Consider the following 15,533-nt stretch of genomic DNA (forward strand, 5'->3'; position numbering starts at 1 on the left):
CAATCTGCCCTCCTGCCCTGCCACCCAGCGAATACCCGACGTTCATCAGGCGTCCAGCCAGACTTGCTCGGAGAACATGTAGCCCATGAAACCGCCCAGCGGATTGGTGCCATAGCCTTTGACGCGCTGGTCGACGCCGTCGATGTTGCTGATGAACACCGGAATGCCGATACCGCTGTGGTCATGCACCAGGGTTTGCATGTCGGCGTACATCTTGCCGCGCTTGACCTCGTCGGTTTCACCTCGGGCCTGGATCAACAGCTGGTCGAACTGTTCATTTTTCCAGCCGGACTCGTTCCATGGCGCCGTGGACTGGAAGAACTGCGAAAACAGCATGTCGGCGTTGGGCCGTGGGTTGATGTTGCCAAAGCTCACTGGATGCTTGGCCCAGTGATTGGACCAGTAGCCATCGCTCGGCAAACGGTTGACGTTGAGCTTGAGCCCGGCCTCCTTGGCCGATTGCTGCAGCAATACGGCGACGTCCACCGAACCGGTGGCGGCCGGCGAGCACATCACCGGCATGGTGATGTTTTCCATACCGGCCTTCTTCAGCAGGAAGCGCGCCTTTTCCGGATCGTAGGTCCGTTGCGGCAGATCGGCATTGTAGAAACGTGCGCCGGGTGCGATCGGATGGTCGTTGCCGACCCTGGCGAAGCCACGGAAAATCGCCGACTTGACTTGCTCCCGGTCCAGCAGCAGCTTCATGGCCTCGGTGAATTCCGGGCTTTTGCCGGGCATCTGGTCCTGGCGAATGATCAGGTCGGTGTAGTTACCCGACGGTGAATCCACGACACGGTGGGTGCTGCTGTCCTTGATGCGCGTGGTCGAACGCGGGTTGACCTCGTTGATGATCTGCACATCGCCGGAGAGCAGCGCATTGACCCGTGACGGTTCGTCGGCGATGCCGATGAACTCGATCTCGTCCAGGTAAGGCAAGCCCGGTTTCCAGTAGTTGGTGTTGCGCGCGCCGATGGAACGCACCCCTGGTTTGAATTCCTTGACCTTGAACGGACCGGTACCGATGCCCTGGCTGAAATCGCTGGTGCCTTCGGGCACGATCAACAGGTGGGAAACCGCCAGAATCGATGGCAGCTCGGCGTTCGGGCCGCTCAACGTTATCTGCACTTCATGGGTGCCGTTGGCCTTGACCTCGGCAAACTGCGACGCCAGCGGCAGGACTTTGGAGCCGGTAATCGGGTCCTTGTGCCGCAGCAGGGAAAACACCACGTCAGCGGCGGTCAGTCCCTTGCCGTTGTGGAAGGTCACTTCTTTGCGCAGGGTAATCACCCAAAGCGTGGCATCGGTGGTGTCGATGCGTTCAGCCAGCTCCAGTTGCGGCACCATGTGATTGTCGAAGCGGGTCAAGCCGTTGTAGAACATGTAGTGGCGCACATAGTCCGTGGACGACGAGCCTTTGGCCGGGTCCAGGGTATCGGCGGTGGAACTGGAGATGCCCGCCACCCGAATACGCCCGCCGGGCTTGCCTTTGCCAGGGCTCGCGGTGTCATCGGCCAGCAGTTTGCCGGCGGTGCCGAACAGGCTGCCGGCACCGGCGGCGGCCACGCCTGCCAACCCGAGCATTTGCAATGCATGGCGGCGAGACATGCCGCGGTTGAGCCCTTCGAAAACACGCAGACTTTCTGTACCGGTGATCAACTGGTCTTTGATGCCGTTTTTATTGTCACTCATGTCAGTTCTACCTTTCGGAAAATGATAGGGCCCGATTGCGCACGATTAACGCAACGTGTTGAAACGCCAAACAACACCATATAAATCAGTGTAGGTAGTCCTGCAGGCGGTAATACGCGCCTACCAGCGGCAGGAACCAGGGTTTGCCGAAATGTCCGGGGATGGCCGGCCAATCGAGCTCGCGCCAAGGGTTGGCCTCGACCTTGCCGTTCATGACCTCAGCCATGACCTGCCCCATGTGCACCGACATCTGCACTCCGTGGCCGCTGTAGCCCATGGAGTGATAAACCCCTCCATGCTGGCCGGCCCGGGGTAAACGGTCGGATGTCATGTCCACCAAACCGCCCCAGCAATAGTCGATCCGGGTGTTCGCCAACTGCGGGAACATCTGCACCATCGCCGCTTGCAGCACCTTGCCGCTCTTGGCGTCGGAAACGCTGTCGGACATGGCAAACCGCGCCCGACCGCCAAACAGCAGACGGTTGTCCGGCGTCAGGCGAAAATAGTTACCGATCATGCGGCTGGTGACATAAGAGCGGCGTGCCGGCAGCAAGCTGTCGATCAGCGCCTGGGGCAGCACTTCGGTGGCGACTACAAAACTGCCCACCGGCACGATCCGCCGCCGATACCAGCCCAGGCCACCTTGCTGAGACGCGCCAGTCGCCAGCAGGATCTGCTTGGCGTGCAACGCGCCTTTGCTGGTGTTGACTTGATAGCCGCCGGCGCTGGCCTTCCAGTCCCTCACCTCGACGCCTTGAAAGATCAACGCACCGTGACGGGCCGCCGCCTCGGCCAGGCCGACACCGAAGCGCCCGACATGCATCTGCACGCCATTGCGCTGCAGCAGGCCGCCGTGGAACTGGGCCGAGTTGACTTCCGCACGCGTCTCTTGGGCAGAGAGCAGCTCGACCTCGGCATCGACCTCCTTGCGAATCAATTCACAGGTGCGCGCCAGTCCCTCGTAATGCATGGGTTTGGCGGCGAGTTTGAGTTTGCCGTTACGCTTGAGATCGCAGGCAATCCCCTCCTGCTCCACCAGCGAGACCACGCTCTGCACGGCACTTTCATAGGCCTGGTAATACGCACGCGCCTTGTCTGCGCCAAGACTGGCGGTGAGCGCCACGTAATCCTGGGCCACGCCGGTACTGCAATGCCCACCGTTGCGCCCCGACGCCTCGCCAATCACCCGACCGGCTTCCAGCACCGCCACACTCGCCCCCTTCAAGGCCAGGGCCCGGGCCGCCGCCAGGCCGGTGAAGCCGCCACCGACGATGGCGACATCGACCTGCCCGGGCAACCCGCCGAGCTGGGCACCGGTGAAGGCCGGTGCGGTATCGAGCCAATAGGACTCACTGCCCATGTCTAACCCCTTTCACCTTGAAGAGTGCGCTCAACTCAGAGCCCGACCAAACCGGCCAAACCGCCGATATCCGAGATCTGGTGGTAGCCGTACACGGCATTGGCTGGTTGTTCGTGACCACGGGCCACGAAGGCTTTGTTCTTGATTTTCATGTCGTGGGCCGGCATGAGGTCGTAGCGGAAGCTCGACGATACATGCAGCACATCCTCCGGCCCGCAGCCGAGGTTATCGAGCATGAATTCGAAGGCCGCCAGGCGCGGCTTGTAGGCCTGGGCCTGCTGGGCCGTGAAGACCTTATGGAAAGGCGCGCCGAGCTTGTCGACGTTGGACATGATCTGCTCGTCCATCGCGTTGGAAAAAATCACCAGGGGAATCTTGTCGGCAATTTTCGACAGACCCGCCGGCACATCGGCGTGGGGGCCCCAGCTTGGAACGGCGTCGTAATAGAGCTGGCCTTCGCCCCGGTATTCGACACCCCAACGCTTGCAGACCCGCATCAGGGAGGTCTTGATGATTTCATCATAGGGCCGCCAGTCACCCATCACCTGATCCAGGCGATAAGCGGAGAAATCCTTGACGAACTGGTCCATCTGCCCGGCATCGACACGGTCGGCGAACAGCTCGCGCGTCATGTTGCCCATCTGGAAATTGGTCAACGTGCCGTAGCAGTCGAAGGTGATGTACTTGGGTCGAAGAAAGCTCATGAGTGCGGTCCTGGATTGTTGTTGAAGACATGACGAGGCAAACATTGATGCCGTTCGTGAAGCATCGCTGCAACGCTGCATCACGTTTTCATTACAACACCATGAGACCGTGGATAAATCGTTAAAAATGCCGGCCGCTTGGTACAAACCACCGTTTTGCAGGGTTCGCTCAGCAGACTTTGCGGGATGCTCCAGGCGTGGGCGCTGCACCCGTGTTTCTGTGGGTTTGCGGGCAGTTATGGTGCGCAAACCGGCACCGCAAAGGGCTGTTTGCGGCAGAATCTACGCCTTGGCGTGGACCGCTTCAGCAGCTTTGTTGAATGGGCTGCCGTCATCGCGAGCAAGCTCGCTCCCACAGGGATCTTGGGCGGTCGCATGATTGGTGTTCGCCACAGACCCACTGTGGGAGCGAGCTTGCTCGCGATGGCGGTGGGTGTCGGCAAGAACAGTAGGCCCTGTGCTCAGGCTTTCAGTTCAGCCTCAAGAAAGCTCACCAACGCCTGTACCCGCGCACTGCGCAGTTTGCGCGAGGGCACCAGCAGGTTGATCGGGGCGCTATCGAATTGCCAATCGGCGAGCACCCGCACCAAGCGGCCAGCGGCGATGGCTTTGCTGACGTCCCATTGCGAACGCAGCACCAGCCCCAGGCCCTGTTCTGCCCAGCGGCGGGCCACGCTGCCGTCGTTGCTCAATAAAGCCGGTTTGATCCGCAGGGTTTTGCGCCCTTGCTCATTACGCAGATGCCACAGCGTGACATCTTCATCGTTTTCGCGAATACAAATGCAGCGGTGCTCGGCGAGTTGCTCAGGCGATGACGGCGTACCGTACTGCTCCAGGTAGGCAGGGCTCGCGCAGAGCCATCGGTGGTTCTGCGTCAGGGGCCGGGCGACCCACAGGCTGTCGCTGAGGGTGCCGATGTGAATCACCGCATCGCTGTCATGGCGATCGGGCCAGGGCGTTTCCCGCAGATCCAGATGCAGGCACAACTGCGGATGCAACCTGGCAAAACGGGCCAGCAGCGGCGCGATGTGTTGTCGCCCATAGCCAAACGGCGCCGCCAACCTGAGGGTTCCGGCCAACTGATCGTCCTGCTGCTTGAACGACTCGGGAAGCGCCTCCAGCTGTTCCAGCAACAGCGCACTCTGCCGGGAAAAACGCTCGCCGTCGGCGGTGAGGCTCAGGCGCCGGGCGTCGCGGTTGGCCAAGGTCAGGCCCAGCAGCGTCTCCAGTTTGCGCAGGCGCATGGACAGCGCCGGCGGCGAGACATTAAGTGCCCTGGCGGCGGCGCTCAACGACTCGGAGCGCGCCAGCGTCACAGCCATGCGCAGGTCTTCGATGGTAATCATTCAGTTCAACTTAATGATTGATGACAAAGCATTGAACCACGACTTCACGATGGCTGAGTAGAGTCGAGCCTGTCTCCAACCACCGAGCCCTGTTCATGCCAGCTTCAATTGCCTCCCTCGACACCCCGGTCGCGCTCATTGATGTGCCGCAAATGCAGCGCAATATCCAACGCATGCAGCAACGCATGGACAACTTGGGTGTGCGCCTGCGGCCCCACATCAAAACCAGTAAATGCCTGCCCGTGGTCCAGGCGCAGATCAAGGCAGGCGCCAGCGGCGTCACGGTTTCCACGTTGAAGGAAGCCGAGCATTGTTTCGCTGAAGGCATCCAGGACATCTTCTACGCCGTCGCCATGGCCCCCGGCAAACTGGCCCAGGCCCTGACGCTCAAGCGCAAGGGATGCCAACTGAGCATCTTGACCGACAGCCTGATCGCAGCCCAAACCATCGTCGACTTTGGCCAGCAACACGACGAGCGTTTCGACGTGTGGATCGAGATCGATTGCGACGGCCATCGTTCCGGCCTGCGGGTCGAGGACGAGTCGCTCGTCGACATCGCGCGGATACTCAGTGAAGGAGGCATGCAACTGTGCGGCGTGATGACCCACGCCGGGTCCAGCTACGAACTCGACACGCCCCAAGCGCTGCAGGCCTTGGCCGAACAGGAACGGCACGTCTGCGTCCGCGCCGCCCAGCGCATCCGTGAAGCCGGGCTGGCCTGCCCGCAGGTCAGCATCGGCTCGACGCCCACGGCATTGTCGGCACTGAGCCTGGAAGGCGTCACCGAAGTTCGCGCAGGTGTCTATGTGTTCTTCGATCTGGTGATGCACAACGTCGGCGTCTGCGTGGCAGACGAGTTGGCCCTCAGTGTATTGACCACCGTGATCGGTCACCAGAAAGACAAGGGCTGGGTCATCACCGATGCCGGCTGGATGGCCATGAGTCGTGACCGGGGTACGCAGCGCCAGCAACGGGACTTCGGCTATGGACAGGTGTGTACCGAAACCGGCGACTGGATCGACGGCGCCCTGCTCTCCAGCGCCAACCAGGAACACGGCATCATCACCCTTTCAAGTATCGGGGACATCGATATCACCGCGCGTTTTCCCATTGGCAGCCGCCTGCGCATCCTGCCCAACCACGCCTGCGCCACCGGTGCGCAATTCCCTGATTACCGCGCCTGCGATGCCTCTGGCGAGGTGCAAACCTGGAGTCGTCTGCATGGCTGGTGAGATCGAGTCGATTCATACAACCCATGCCGCCGCGCCTGGCGGGCATTACACCCAGGCCGTGGCGCACCAGGGCGTCTTGTACGTGTCCGGACAACTGCCGGTGCGCGCCGATGGCAGCCACAGTGTTGACCAACCGTTCGAGGTCCAAGCCTGCATCGCTCTGGACAACCTGATGGCGATTCTCAGCGCGGCTGGCCGTCGTCCGAGTGACCTGCTGAAGGTGACAGTCTATGTCGCCGGTATCGAACACTGGCCTGCTTTCGACCGGATCTACGCCCGCTATCTGGGCGAACACCGGCCTGCACGCGCGGTGGTGCCCGTCCCGGCGTTGCACCATGGGTACTTGATTGAAATCGAAGCGCTGGCGGGGAGTGAGAGAACATCATGAAGCCACACAAAAGCGACGTACTGATTATCGGTGGCGGGATCATGGGGTCGGCGTCGGCGTTTTTCCTGCGCCAGCGCGGACATTCGGTGACGTTGCTGGAGCGCGACCTGATCGGCCAATACGCCAGCGGGGTGAATTTTGGCAACGTGCGACGCCAAGGGCGCTTCCTCGGCCAGCTGGAACTGTCCAATCGCTCGTACGGCTTGTGGAAACGGCTGCCCGAGTTGATCGGCGACGACTTGGAGTTCATCCCCAGCGGCCATATGCGCGTCTGCTATCGCGAAGATGAAATCGCCGAACTGCAAGCCTACGCCGCCGCCCCCGAGGCCCGTGAACTGGACTTGCAGATCATCACCGGCAAAGCCTTGCACGAGCGCTTCCCGTTCCTCGGCCCGGAGGTCAAGGGTGGCTCCTACGCACCTCACGACGGCCACGCCAACCCGCGCCTGGCGGCACCGGCGTTTGCCCGCGCGGCGACACGGGCCGGGGCCAGCGTCCGCGAGCGAACGGAAGTCGCCGACGTACAAAAGGTGAATGGCGAATTCCACGTGACCACCACCGACGGCCAGCTGTTCGTCGCCGAGCAACTGCTGATCACGGCGGGCGCCTGGGGCGCGAAGCTGTCCGAACAATTCGACGAAGCCGTGCCGTTGGAAGCCAATGGCCCACAAATGTCGGTCACCGAACCGGTGCCCTATGCCTTACCGACGGTGATCGGCGTGTTCACCAAAATAAAGGAAGAGGTGATTTATTTCCGGCAGATACCCCGGGGCAACATCATCATCGGCGGCGGCAACCGCTGCAAACCGGACATGCTCAACCGGCGCGCCTACTTCAAGCCGGAAAGCCTGCTCAACCAGATGCAGCAGATGAGCCGCTTGTTACCTGGAGCCGCGAACCTCAACATCATCCGGGTCTGGAGCGGTATCGAGAGCTATACGCCGGACTCGCTGCCGATCATGGGCCCCAGCGGCAAGGTCAAGGGCTTGTTCTATGCCTTTGGATTCTGTGGGCATGGCTTCCAGCTCGGCCCGGGCGTCGGCGACGTCATGGCCGAGCTGATCAGCACCGGTAGCACCCGCACCTTGATCAGCCCTTTCGATATTCGAAGGTTCACCGACCCGACTGCCCTGGCAATGCCTCAGGCGAGCTTTCCCTGCACCGGCAGACTTGTTTGAAGCCATCCGATCAACGCATGGACGCGTTTTTTCGCCCTGAACCGATGCCGCTACTTTTTTTGCGAAGTTAGCCAGGCAGATACAGCAGATTCTTCTTTGCCAGGCTCGAGAACGGCATATCCCATCAGGGCCGCTTTGTTAGTTTATCGAGAGGAAAAACGGCATCACGATCTGCTGCCGGCAGCGCTATCAACGCTCTATGGGAGCCCGTTGGATGACAACCCAATCTTCAAATAATCCGCCGACGTCCCGGCAGTTTTATATCAATGGTGACTGGCAGCCTCCGGTGTATCCGGCAACGCTGCCCGTGGTCAATCCGGCCAGCGAGGAAGTCATTGCCGAGGTCGCCCGAGGGTCAAGCGAAGACGTTGATCGGGCGGTAGCGGCGGCGCGCGCAGCGTTTCCTGGCTGGTCGGCGACCCCGGTGGATTCACGGGTATCGATCCTTGGAAAGATCCATGAATTGATCCTTGAGCGCAAAGAGGCATTGGCCCAGGCGCTCTCGCTGGAAATGGGCGCCGCCATCGGTTTCGCCCGAGCCATGCAAGTACCGCTGGCAGCCGAACACGTCCGCGTGGCCCGCGATGTGCTGTCCAGCTATTGTTTCCAGAAAGTCGAAGGCGGCACAGCAATTACCCGCGAACCCATCGGCGTCTGCGGTCTCATCACGCCATGGAACTGGCCGTTGTATCAAATCACCGCCAAAGTCGCCCCGGCGATTGCCGCCGGCTGCACGGTGGTTTTGAAACCGAGCGAACTGTCCCCGCTGAGCGCCCTGCTCTTTGCTCAACTGGTGCACGACGCGGGCCTTCCAGCGGGGGTCTTCAACCTGGTGAATGGCAGCGGTGCCGAGGTCGGCGCGGCCATGGCGGCGCATCCCGACATCGACATGATCTCCATCACCGGCTCGAACCGCGCGGGCGCGCTGGTGGCCCAGGCCGCCGCGCCTACAGTGAAGCGTGTCACCCAGGAATTGGGCGGCAAATCGCCGAACGTGCTCCTGCCCGACGCCGACTTTGCCAAAGCCGTGCCGCCGGGGGTGATGTCGGCGTTCCGCAACGTCGGCCAGTCATGCAGCGCACCGACCCGAATGATCGTACCCAGGAATCGCCTGGCGGAAGTCGAAGCCTTGGCTGCCGCTACCGCCAACGCAATCATCGTCGGCGACCCACAGTCGCAAGCAACCGTCCTCGGCCCCATCGCCAACGAGGCCCAGTTCAATCGGGTCCAAGCCATGATCGAAGTCGGCCTGGGGGAAGGTGCGAAACTGCTGTGCGGCGGGCCAGGACGCGTGCCAGGCTTTGCAAAAGGCTTCTACGCCCGACCGACTGTGTTCTCCCAGGTGGACAGCGCCATGCGCATCGCCCAGGAAGAAATCTTCGGCCCGGTGCTGTGCATCATCCCCTATGACTCGGTGGATGAAGCGGTCGCCATCGCCAACGACACCGTCTACGGTCTGGGTGCTCATGTTCAGGGCCAGGACCTTGAACAGGCGCGCAGCGTTGCCTCGCGTATTCGCTCCGGGCAAGTGCTGTTGAACTACCCGGCGTGGAATCCGATGGCGCCGTTCGGCGGCTACAAGCGCTCAGGCAATGGGCGTGAGTACGGTGTCCATGGGTTTGAGGAATATCTGGAGATCAAGGCGATTGTCGGGTTTGAGTGATTACCCTAGCCTTCGGAGCGCCCGCTACCCTCGCGATCTTGCTCGTAGTGTCGGGTGAACGGAAACGCCGGCAGCCAGGACTCACGGCGCACGGTCCAGCTTTCGTAGGTGGGCACCAGTTGGTCAGGCGCGTCCAGCGTCCCGAGGTTCACTTCGATTTCATCGCCGGTGCGGGCGAACACCGATGAGCCACAACGTGGACAGAAAAAGCGCCCGGCGTAGTCCCGTGTTTCACCTTCGATCGTCACCGCATCCTGGGGGAACACGGCAGAAGCGTAGAAGAGCGCCCCGTGATGCTTGCGGCAGTCGAGGCAATGGCAGAGGCCGACCCGGTACGGGCGGCCCGAGGCCTGGAGGCGAACGTTGCCGCACAGGCAACCGCCGGTGAATCGGTCCATGTGAGTCTCCTCCACACACGTAATAAACCGCCCCCGTGCCCGCGCAGACGGCCATATCAGTGGTTATGAACATAGCAGCAAACGACCGCCATGAGGTCGCTTCGCCCTGTTCAAGCCCCCTCTTATTTAATAACCGAATAAACCCCCGGCCTGGATAACAAATAAGTCCACTGCGGCGAAAACTTGCCTTGCGCCACACTCATTAGCAATGCCAAATGCGCCAAATAGCCTCGAGCGATGTATGGATGAGCTGAAAAATACGCGTTGCAGGCTTCCGACCGTAATGAAAAAACCAGCCCTCCAGTACGTTTAATCTGCTCGATTCTTTCTAGAGCGACCTGCGTCGCTTGAGACGCGGGCAGCGCTAGAGCAAGGTTTACTTCTTTGACGACACTAGACAGTTCGTATTTGGCTGGACAGGCTCCTGCCTGCAATACACCTTGATACCGGTAGACCTCAACAGCATTAACTGCTGCCTGAATATCGACCGTATGGATCAACAAAAAATTGGCAACAGCCAAGCTTCGGGTTACACAACCATCATTCATTTCGATACAGAGTTGCACACCTCTGATTGTTTCGTACATTTGAGCGTCAGCAGACAGAAACAGAGACTCCATATACAGTTTATCGTCACCCTCTGGAGCGATATCTTCACGTCTTAAAACCTGCTCTCCTCCGACCAGATCGATAGCCCAGCGTACTTTTTCAGCCTGGACCGAAAGCCAGAAAAAAAACACATAAACCAATACTGCCGCGACTCCCAAAAACACCATGACGCCGACTATTCTAGCTCTTGTCATCTCACCACTTCCCTCGACACGGCCCCACTCGGATCCTGCGTTCCCACCGTTACTCAATCACTCCAGACCCAGACCATCAAGCCAAATGACTTATGAGACCTTTTAAGAGCCAGCCCCAGAAATACACATAAGCGATAGAAAAAGACCATGAAAAACAACCGAGCCAATGGATACCCACAGCCCTGCCTTCTTCAGAACATTTACCTTGATCAAAACGCCGACAAGTGCCAACGCCCCGCCCAACCAGCCAATTTGCGCAAACGCCAACAAATCAAAAAGAAAATTCACCCAACTCCAGTCTTCAGGCCCACTTGCATAAACCCACACGACATAACAAAAAAGGCTGAGAGGGAGACTAAAGCCCCCTATAAATAACGAAGCGACTTTAGAGGGTTTTATCTTCAGCGCCATTACGCTGAGCAACGGGATCGCCAACAGCAAGCCAAGGTAAATTTCACCAAGCAAGCTCACAAAAACCTTCTTGAGTTCCATCATCAGCGCCTCCATGCGTCTTCCTTTCGCCGCCCAACAAAAATCAAAAAAACGGAAATTTCCATCACAGCAAAAAATCAGCTCGGATAGCCGCCATCCAGCGTGATGAGAGGCCGTTTCGTGACAAACAAAACATGGTGAATTTTATTCATGAACAGATTTCTTTTGATGGCGCGAAAACCGCACAAAAAAATCCGCTGTCTCTCGATGACGGCGGCAAACTAAGTGAGTTGCTGAAAGAGGTCAAGCGCTCAAGCACAAACGCTAAAGCCCCACCATCGGCACCGCAATCAGCAATATCGCGGTCCCATGAGTCGCCGTCGACGCCACCACCCCGTAGCGCATACGAACCAGCCCGCACGCCAGGCCTTCAATCAAGGTGAAGAGCAGGATGGGCCAACCGAGCTGGGTGACGCTCAAGGCCAGAAAGGCATGTAGCGCGGAGAATGTCAGGGCGCTGAGCAGTGCGGCTCGTAGGGCGCTGACGTGCTGCTCAAGGAAACCTTGCAGGAACCCCCGAAACAGCACTTCTTCCAACGCATTGGCGCCGTACGCGAGCACCGCCATACCAAGCAACCAGCTCCAGTAGCCTGGAATCGCCGCGACTTCGGCGCCTTGATAAAGCCGCAGTGGCACACCGATCAAACACCCTGCGACGATGCCCACGAGCGGGCCGATCAGTCGATTACCCTTGAATAAAACCACCAGTCGCCACAAATCCGGCAACAGGCGGGCGATCAGCGCGACCAGCAGCAGCGACAAACCGCCCAACAGGGCCAGCGCGAACGGGTTGGCCAGAAAGCCGATCTGCAGCTCGCCATTGAGCGACCACATGCGCAACGGCGTCATCACGTCGCGCATCAACACGAACGCCAACACTAAGATCAGGATGCGCAATCCTGTCTGGGTCCTGGGCGTCAAAGCGAACCAGAGGCCGAAGAGCGCGAGGCCCGGCATCAGATACATTGCGTAGTCCAGCAGTACGGTGAATCCTTCGGCGATCATTCGGCTCTTCCCTTGGCCTCAACCGGCGCATGTTGCGCCATCAGTTCCACAACCCACTCGATAAACACCCGCAACTTGGCACTGATATGCCGGTTCGGGGGATAGGCTAAATAAAGCGGCATCGGCTCGAGGCGCCAGTCTTCGAACAGCGGCACCAACTCACCTTGCGCTTCATGAGCCTTGGACATGTACTTAGGCAGCCAGAGCACACCCAACCCGGCCAAGCCAGCCGCGAGGTAGGCGTTGCCATCGTCGACGGCCAGTGCATAGCGGCCTTTGATGTGCAGATGCTCGGCGTGGTTGTGCATGGCGTAAGGCACGGCTTTGCCGGTGCGCGCCCAGAGGAAACCGACGACGCGATGCGGGGAATCTTCCAGTTCCAGCGGATGCGCTGGCGTGCCCACGCGCGCCAGGTAGCTCGGTGCGGCAAACACGCCCAGGGCCAGGTCGCCGACGCGTCGGGCGATCAATGATTGATCCGTCAGCTCGCCGCCGCGTACCACGCAATCGACGTTTTCATCGATCATGTCGACGATGCGATCGCTCACGCCCAGGTCGATCTGGATGTCTGGGTAGCGGGCGTAGAATGCCGGTAACGCCGGCACCAGGATCAGGGCGGCCAGCGGGCTCGGTACGTCCACCCGCAAGCGGCCCCTGGGCGACGCTTGCGCGCTGGACAGGCTGGTCTCGGCATCGTCCATGTCGGCCAGCAGCCGGATCACCCGCTCGTAATAGACGGCGCCGTCGACGGTGACGTTGACCTTGCGTGTGGTGCGGTTGAGCAGCTTGACCCGCAGCCGTGCTTCAAGCTGCTGCACCAGTTGGGTCACGGTGGTCTTGCTCATGTGCAGGGTTTCAGCCGCCTTGGTGAAACTGCCCGCCTCCACGACTCGTGCGAACGCTTGCATCGCATCAAAACGATCCATTTCTGCCCCGGGTATCCATCGATTGTTTGGATTTAACAAACAGTGATCGCCAAGGTTGCTCGTTTATCGCCTGGGCACAAGCCCCTAGAGTGTTTTCATCGTTGGATTTGACCCTTGATGGAGGTACCTATGACGCAGCGTGATGTAGTTTTCCCAGCCGGACGCCAGGCGCTTTATGAGCGTAATCGTTATTCGCCGGCTATTCGCTCCAATGGCTTTCTGTTCGTCTCGGGGCAAGTCGGCAGTACCGAAGACGGCTCGCCGGAACCCGATCTGGAAGACCAGGTCCGGCTGGCATTCAACAACCTGAAGGCGATTCTCGCCGCTGCCGGCTGCAGCTTTGACGATGTGATCGATGTCACGGTCTTTATTGTCGATCCCGAGTCGATATTCGAGCGGATCTGGAAAGTCGTGCCTGAATTCTGGGGTGACGCACCGCATCCGACGCTGACTGGGGTGGGGGTGACGTGGTTGTATGGTTTTCAGTTTGAAATCAAGGTGATTGCCAAATTGCCTGAGTGATGGGCCCCACACGGGATCTGCGGTGATCGTTGGTTAACCCTTCAACGCCGCTTCAATCGCTGCAATATCGATCTTGGTCATTTGCATCATGGCTTCGAACACGCGCTTGGCGGCTGCTCGGTCGGGGCTGGCTATCGCAGTGGTCAGAATGCGCGGAGTGATCTGCCACGACAGGCCCCACTTGTCCTTACACCAGCCACAGGCGCTCGCCTCGCCGCCGTTGCCGATAATCGCGTCCCACAAGCGGTCCGTTTCGGCCTGGTCATCGGTCGCCACTTGGAATGAAAAGGCTTCGTTGTGCTTGAACATCGGGCCGCCGTTCAGCCCGAGACAAGGAATGCCCATCACCGTGAATTCCACCGTCAACTCATCACCCTGCTTGCCTGCGGGATAGTCGCCAGGGGCGTGATGAACGGCGTGCACCGCACTGTCCGGGAAGGTCGCCGCGTAGAACTGCGCCGCTTCCAGTGCAGTGCCGTCATACCACAGACATATCCTGTTCTTGTTGTTCATCCGGATTCTCCGAGAGAAGGACTGGACGGTGAAGTCTAGCAGCGCTCCGGACAGGTGACAGGGAACGAATCGGGCTTAGGCGCTCACCCGCTCCCCGTGTTCGACCATCCAGCGAATCATTCTCGCCAGCGGCACCCGATGTTGATGGATCGCGCACCAGCTGACGTGCTCATGGCGGTACAGTTCGACATAGCGACTGAGCAGCACATGACCGCCCTCCTCGGCCAGCCGCAGTTCAACTTCGCGGCAATGCAACGTCGTTGGGTCAAGCGCCCTCATCCGTCGATGCAAGACCAGCGTCTGGTTACTCATCGGCCATTTCTCCATTCTGGCAATCCGAGACGACGGCGCCCAACTTCCCCTGTGCGACAAAATCGGCGCGCCGCTGTGCCGTCGCATCTCGAAGCGCCGAGTAGTAGTCCGCTTGGGTCTTCAGCTCGTCCGTCAGCGGCAAGGCTTGCGCACGGCCATCGACGATGCCGCCGGCAGTATTGATCGTGCCCAGGGTCTCAACGGTGCTGCTGTTGTCGCCAAACGGATCGACGGCAAAGCTCACCACTTTGCCCGTGGCGTCCCTCAGGTTCGCGGTGCCCAGCAGCGGCAATTCCACAATCGGCCCCGGGGCGATGTTCCAGACGCCGAACGTCTGGCCGAAATCGGCCTCATGCCGCTCGATGCCCAGCTTGCCCGACACATCGATCAACCCGACGATACCGGCGGTGCTGTTGATGACGAAACGGCCCAGGGTAGTGACCGAGCGTTGTGCATTGCCTTGCAGCAGATCGTTGATGAACACCTTGGGCTCACCGAAGTTCGCCACGAAGTTGTGAACGCCGGTCTGGAACACCTCCGGCAGCTTGAGATAACCACGGGCAACGGGGGCCAGCGCGTAGTCATCCACGGTTCGGTTGAACGCGAAAATGCCGCGGTTGATGGGCTCAACAGGATCATGAACGGTGTAGGTCGCACTGTCACAACTGCCCGAAGTGGCAGCAGGCGTGGTGGTGCAACCGCTGGCGAGAGCCGCCAGTGCAATGACTAGAGAGGTACGAGCGCATAACGGCGCGGGTTTGAACGTCGGCATACAAGGTGATCTCGGCAAGGAAAAAAGTGGTGCTACCAACGCCAGTCAAAAGCCGAACCCGTGGCGAGGGAGCTTGCTCCCTCGCCACAGAGGTCGGTGTTGGCTGGCTATTTGACTGACTGACATTGGGCCATCCTGCCCTTGCTTTTTTGCCTGAAGATTTCCAGAACATTGCCCGCCGGCAACTTTATTTCCGGATTGAAATATATGACGCAGGCCATGGATTGCCC

Annotated in this window: 17 protein-coding genes; 5 read left to right on the forward strand and 12 right to left on the reverse strand. The window is 59.9% G+C overall.

Translation table 11 applies throughout. The annotated features are described in order from the left end of the window. Positions 1–45: 45 nt before the first annotated feature. From ACWNZ1_RS14260 to ACWNZ1_RS14275, 4 genes are all read right to left on the reverse strand, one after another. Positions 46–1,689: an ABC transporter substrate-binding protein gene (locus ACWNZ1_RS14260; protein ID WP_456027709.1), complete on the reverse strand. Its 1,644-nt coding sequence runs from the start codon at positions 1,687–1,689 to the stop codon at positions 46–48. Positions 1,690–1,774: 85 nt separating this feature from the next. Continuing rightward, positions 1,775–3,049 carry an NAD(P)/FAD-dependent oxidoreductase gene (locus ACWNZ1_RS14265; protein WP_456027710.1) on the reverse strand — a complete coding sequence of 425 codons (1,275 nt, stop codon included), beginning with the start codon at positions 3,047–3,049 and terminating at the stop codon, positions 1,775–1,777. A 35-nt stretch (positions 3,050–3,084) separates the two neighbouring features. After that, positions 3,085–3,753 (reverse strand): haloacid dehalogenase type II, encoded by a 669-nt coding sequence (locus ACWNZ1_RS14270; protein WP_456027711.1) that lies wholly within the window; start codon positions 3,751–3,753, stop codon positions 3,085–3,087. Positions 3,754–4,214: 461 nt separating this feature from the next. Next, complete coding sequence (locus ACWNZ1_RS14275; protein WP_256453371.1) at positions 4,215–5,099, reverse strand: LysR family transcriptional regulator; 885 nt, start codon at positions 5,097–5,099, stop codon at positions 4,215–4,217. 95 nt (positions 5,100–5,194) lie between these two features. Between ACWNZ1_RS14275 and ACWNZ1_RS14280 the strand changes: the two genes are divergently transcribed. The 4 genes from ACWNZ1_RS14280 (at position 5,195) to ACWNZ1_RS14295 (ending at position 9,560) form a co-directional block, all read left to right on the forward strand. Further along, positions 5,195–6,331, forward strand: a complete 1,137-nt coding sequence (locus ACWNZ1_RS14280) for a DSD1 family PLP-dependent enzyme (protein ID WP_135846028.1) — start codon at positions 5,195–5,197, stop codon at positions 6,329–6,331. Continuing rightward, entirely contained in the window at positions 6,321–6,719 is a 399-nt protein-coding gene (locus ACWNZ1_RS14285) for a RidA family protein (RefSeq protein WP_256453373.1), read from the forward strand. The genes ACWNZ1_RS14280 and ACWNZ1_RS14285 overlap by 11 nt, the downstream gene beginning before the upstream one ends. Beyond that, on the forward strand, positions 6,716–7,897 hold the full coding sequence (locus ACWNZ1_RS14290; RefSeq protein WP_256453374.1) for an NAD(P)/FAD-dependent oxidoreductase: 1,182 nt from the start codon (positions 6,716–6,718) through the stop codon (positions 7,895–7,897). The genes ACWNZ1_RS14285 and ACWNZ1_RS14290 overlap by 4 nt, the downstream gene beginning before the upstream one ends. A gap of 214 nt (positions 7,898–8,111) precedes the next feature. Then, a complete protein-coding gene (locus ACWNZ1_RS14295; RefSeq protein WP_135846031.1) occupies positions 8,112–9,560 on the forward strand; it encodes an aldehyde dehydrogenase family protein in 1,449 nt (482 codons plus the stop codon). Positions 9,561–9,565: 5 nt separating this feature from the next. Here the strand turns inward: ACWNZ1_RS14295 and ACWNZ1_RS14300 are convergent, their stop codons facing one another. From ACWNZ1_RS14300 to ACWNZ1_RS14320, 5 genes are all read right to left on the reverse strand, one after another. Further along, positions 9,566–9,958: a GFA family protein gene (locus ACWNZ1_RS14300; protein WP_256453375.1), complete on the reverse strand. Its 393-nt coding sequence runs from the start codon at positions 9,956–9,958 to the stop codon at positions 9,566–9,568. Positions 9,959–10,080: 122 nt separating this feature from the next. After that, entirely contained in the window at positions 10,081–10,761 is a 681-nt protein-coding gene (locus tag ACWNZ1_RS14305; protein ID WP_456027712.1) for a hypothetical protein, read from the reverse strand. Between the two features lie 102 nt (positions 10,762–10,863). Then, a complete protein-coding gene (locus ACWNZ1_RS14310; RefSeq protein ID WP_265072177.1) occupies positions 10,864–11,268 on the reverse strand; it encodes a hypothetical protein in 405 nt (134 codons plus the stop codon). Positions 11,269–11,517: 249 nt separating this feature from the next. Continuing rightward, positions 11,518–12,258: a CPBP family glutamic-type intramembrane protease gene (locus tag ACWNZ1_RS14315; protein WP_456027713.1), complete on the reverse strand. Its 741-nt coding sequence runs from the start codon at positions 12,256–12,258 to the stop codon at positions 11,518–11,520. Continuing rightward, positions 12,255–13,184 carry a LysR substrate-binding domain-containing protein gene (locus tag ACWNZ1_RS14320; protein WP_456027714.1) on the reverse strand — a complete coding sequence of 310 codons (930 nt, stop codon included), beginning with the start codon at positions 13,182–13,184 and terminating at the stop codon, positions 12,255–12,257. Before ACWNZ1_RS14320 ends, ACWNZ1_RS14315 begins: the two co-directional genes overlap by 4 nt. Before the next feature lie 129 nt (positions 13,185–13,313). Here ACWNZ1_RS14320 and ACWNZ1_RS14325 point away from each other — a divergent pair, with 129 nt between their 5' ends. Then, the gene (locus tag ACWNZ1_RS14325; RefSeq protein WP_135846037.1) at positions 13,314–13,706 is read left to right on the forward strand and encodes a RidA family protein; all 393 of its coding nucleotides are present in this window, start codon (positions 13,314–13,316) and stop codon (positions 13,704–13,706) included. A gap of 33 nt (positions 13,707–13,739) precedes the next feature. Here ACWNZ1_RS14325 and ACWNZ1_RS14330 read toward each other — a convergent pair whose 3' ends face one another. The 3 genes from ACWNZ1_RS14330 to ACWNZ1_RS14340 form a co-directional block, all read right to left on the reverse strand. Continuing rightward, positions 13,740–14,219: a VOC family protein gene (locus ACWNZ1_RS14330; protein WP_265072178.1), complete on the reverse strand. Its 480-nt coding sequence runs from the start codon at positions 14,217–14,219 to the stop codon at positions 13,740–13,742. 75 nt (positions 14,220–14,294) lie between these two features. Further along, positions 14,295–14,531, reverse strand: coding sequence for a hypothetical protein (locus tag ACWNZ1_RS14335; protein WP_135846039.1), 237 nt, complete (start codon positions 14,529–14,531; stop codon positions 14,295–14,297). Continuing rightward, entirely contained in the window at positions 14,524–15,303 is a 780-nt protein-coding gene (locus ACWNZ1_RS14340) for an MlaA family lipoprotein (RefSeq protein WP_456027715.1), read from the reverse strand. The genes ACWNZ1_RS14335 and ACWNZ1_RS14340 overlap by 8 nt, the downstream gene beginning before the upstream one ends. Between the last annotated feature and the right edge of the window lie 230 nt (positions 15,304–15,533).

Source organism: Pseudomonas sp. CFBP 5748 (assembly GCF_053850495.1).

Coding starts and splice junctions, on each gene's coding strand:
- ACWNZ1_RS14260 (WP_456027709.1), bottom strand. CDS start 1,689: ATGAGTGACAATAAAAACGGCATCAAAGACCAGTTGATCACCGGTACA.
- ACWNZ1_RS14265 (WP_456027710.1), bottom strand. CDS start 3,049: ATGGGCAGTGAGTCCTATTGGCTCGATACCGCACCGGCCTTCACCGGT.
- ACWNZ1_RS14270 (WP_456027711.1), bottom strand. CDS start 3,753: ATGAGCTTTCTTCGACCCAAGTACATCACCTTCGACTGCTACGGCACG.
- ACWNZ1_RS14275 (WP_256453371.1), bottom strand. CDS start 5,099: ATGATTACCATCGAAGACCTGCGCATGGCTGTGACGCTGGCGCGCTCC.
- ACWNZ1_RS14280 (WP_135846028.1), top strand. CDS start 5,195: ATGCCAGCTTCAATTGCCTCCCTCGACACCCCGGTCGCGCTCATTGAT.
- ACWNZ1_RS14285 (WP_256453373.1), top strand. CDS start 6,321: ATGGCTGGTGAGATCGAGTCGATTCATACAACCCATGCCGCCGCGCCT.
- ACWNZ1_RS14290 (WP_256453374.1), top strand. CDS start 6,716: ATGAAGCCACACAAAAGCGACGTACTGATTATCGGTGGCGGGATCATG.
- ACWNZ1_RS14295 (WP_135846031.1), top strand. CDS start 8,112: ATGACAACCCAATCTTCAAATAATCCGCCGACGTCCCGGCAGTTTTAT.
- ACWNZ1_RS14300 (WP_256453375.1), bottom strand. CDS start 9,958: ATGGACCGATTCACCGGCGGTTGCCTGTGCGGCAACGTTCGCCTCCAG.
- ACWNZ1_RS14305 (WP_456027712.1), bottom strand. CDS start 10,761: ATGACAAGAGCTAGAATAGTCGGCGTCATGGTGTTTTTGGGAGTCGCG.
- ACWNZ1_RS14310 (WP_265072177.1), bottom strand. CDS start 11,268: ATGGAGGCGCTGATGATGGAACTCAAGAAGGTTTTTGTGAGCTTGCTT.
- ACWNZ1_RS14315 (WP_456027713.1), bottom strand. CDS start 12,258: ATGATCGCCGAAGGATTCACCGTACTGCTGGACTACGCAATGTATCTG.
- ACWNZ1_RS14320 (WP_456027714.1), bottom strand. CDS start 13,184: ATGGATCGTTTTGATGCGATGCAAGCGTTCGCACGAGTCGTGGAGGCG.
- ACWNZ1_RS14325 (WP_135846037.1), top strand. CDS start 13,314: ATGACGCAGCGTGATGTAGTTTTCCCAGCCGGACGCCAGGCGCTTTAT.
- ACWNZ1_RS14330 (WP_265072178.1), bottom strand. CDS start 14,219: ATGAACAACAAGAACAGGATATGTCTGTGGTATGACGGCACTGCACTG.
- ACWNZ1_RS14335 (WP_135846039.1), bottom strand. CDS start 14,531: ATGAGTAACCAGACGCTGGTCTTGCATCGACGGATGAGGGCGCTTGAC.
- ACWNZ1_RS14340 (WP_456027715.1), bottom strand. CDS start 15,303: ATGCCGACGTTCAAACCCGCGCCGTTATGCGCTCGTACCTCTCTAGTC.